Below are 2,048 nucleotides of genomic sequence, written 5' to 3'. Positions count from 1 at the left end.
GGGTGGCACCGTACCCGGGTACCGGGGTGGCGCGGGGGAACAGGGGTGCGCAGGGGTACCCTCACGGAACCGCGGATCACCCGCCGGGCCGCACGGCGGCCCGGCGGCCCGGGGTACCCGGTGCGCCCGGGCCCGGTGGGCTCCGCGACCCGGACCGCACGGTTCACCCGATCCGTACGACCCACCGGGATGCACACGACCGACGCGAATCGGACCACGGGGAGTGCGGCGCATCGTGCCCATCGAGTTGCCCAGACGGGCGCTGCTCGGCAGCGCCGGGGCGATTGTCCTGGGGATCACCCTTCCCGGCTGTTCGACCGGCGGGCAGGCCGCCCCGGCGGCACCGCCGCCGACCGAACGGGCCGGAAACAGCCTCGCCACCACGGTCAGCCGGCAGAGCGCCGGGCTCGTCGGGCGCTACAACGCCACCGTGACGGCCCATCCCTCCCTGGCCGGCCTGTTGGGTCCGCTGCGCTCCGCGGCCGCGGCCGACCTGGACGGCCCGGGGGTCCCCGAGGAGCCCGCGCCGCCCGGGGCCGGGGAGGCGGAGGACGCCGGGAGAACAGCACCGAACAACCCGGACAACCCGGGCCCCCCGGACAGTGGGGTGCCCGACGAGCCGGACGCCGCGCTGGCGGCCCTGGCCACCGAGGAGCAGCGGGTTTCCGAGGCCCGCCTGCGCGCTCTCGACGCGGCCCCGGCCGAGACGGCCCGGCTCCTCGCCTCGCTCTCCGCGGCCGGCGCCGCCCGGAGCTACCTGCTCACCGGGGCCCGCGGATGAGCACGGGCGTCCCCCGCGACGGGGGCCCGGCCCGGGGACGCGACGGGCCGGAGGGGGAACGGGCGGAGCGGCGGAGGACGCGCCGAACGACGCCCGGCGGACGGGGGAGGACACGGCATGGCACGGCGGATGGGAACGGACGGCATGGATCCGAACGCGGAACTGAGCGCGACCCGGGCGGCACTGGCCGCCGAGCACGCCGCCGTCTACGGCTACGGCGTGGCGGGGGCGGCCGCCGGGGACGGTGGGGCGGCCGGTGACCTGAGGCAGGCGTGGAGCGGGCACCGCGCCCGGCGGGACGCCCTGGCCCGGCGCATCCGCGACCTGGGCGGCGACCCCCCGGCGGCGGCCGCCGGGTACGCGCTGCCCTTCGAGGTGACCGACGACTCATCCGCGCTGGCGCTGGCGGCCGAGTTGGAGACCAAGGTGGCGGCCGTGTACGCGGACCTGGTGCGGGCCTCCGGGGGCGACGCGCGGCGGGAGGCCGCGATCGCCCTGCGCGAGGCCGCCGTACTGGCGGCGCGCTGGCACGGCCGGGCGGTCGCCTTCCCCGGTGTCGCCGAGTACGCGGTTCCCGGCGACCCCGCCGGGCGGCCGGAGGGTGACGGCGACGGCAACCACACGGCGCAGGCCCGTCCACCGGCGGGCGTGGCGACGGTACCGGGAGCCGGTTTCGGGCAGGACTGATCCCATGTCCCTCCCCGTCTCCCCCTCCGATCCGCCCGCCGGCCGGTGGGAGCCGCCCGCGCACCTGGCGCGCTCCACCCGGCTCGCGCTGCGGCGCCGCGCCGCCGAATTCCCCGGGGTGGTGGACCTCCTGGCCGAGCGGTGGGGGCTGATCCCGGAGCGGGTCGTGGTGCCCGGTGGCCGGACCTCCATGGTGGTGCTGGTACGTGCCTGCGACGGCACCCCGGGGGTGTTGAAGCTGTGCGGCCGGCCCGAGCGGGCCGGGGTGGAACACGCCGCGCTGCGGATGTGGGACGGGCGGGGCGCGGTGCGCTCCCGGCGCTGCGACCCGGAGGCGGGTGCGCTGCTGCTGGAACGGTTGCGGCCGGCCGTGACCCTGCGCTCGTTGCCCGAGGCCAAGGCCGTGCTGGAGACCGTGTCGGTGGGCCGCCGACTGTGGGTGGAGCCGGAGCCCGGGCATCCCTTCCCGAGCGTGGCGGAGCGTTCCGCGGAGGGTGCCCGGTTCCTGCGCCGGATGGTCTCCCCGAAGCCCGCCGTGTCCGGGGAGGCCGTGTCCGACGAACCGGACGTCGGGGACGCG

The 2,048-nt window shown here is 78.3% G+C and carries 3 protein-coding genes; all 3 read left to right on the top strand.

Annotated features, from left to right (window positions below; genetic code table 11):
* Positions 1 to 235 precede the first annotated feature (235 nt).
* A complete protein-coding gene (locus FNQ90_RS20965) occupies positions 236 to 781 on the top strand; it encodes a hypothetical protein (protein ID WP_182607781.1) in 546 nt (181 codons plus the stop codon).
* A gap of 117 nt (positions 782 to 898) precedes the next feature.
* Complete coding sequence (locus FNQ90_RS20960) at positions 899 to 1,468, top strand: DUF4439 domain-containing protein (protein ID WP_182607780.1); 570 nt, start codon at positions 899 to 901, stop codon at positions 1,466 to 1,468.
* Between the two features lie 4 nt (positions 1,469 to 1,472).
* Positions 1,473 to 2,048 (top strand): aminoglycoside phosphotransferase family protein (locus tag FNQ90_RS20955; protein WP_228471445.1); only part of this gene is annotated, 576 nt, incomplete at its 3' end.

The sequence above is a fragment of the Streptomyces alkaliphilus genome (assembly GCF_014141535.1).
GTDB lineage: Bacteria > Actinomycetota > Actinomycetes > Streptomycetales > Streptomycetaceae > Streptomyces > Streptomyces alkaliphilus.
The sequence above is the reverse complement of the archived record's forward strand: the minus strand, read 5'-3'. Positions and strand labels throughout refer to the sequence as shown.

What these genes read in the sequence shown, in the direction of transcription:
- FNQ90_RS20960 (WP_182607780.1), top strand. Translation starts at nt 899, where the DNA reads ATGGCACGGCGGATGGGAACGGACGGCATGGATCCGAACGCGGAACTG.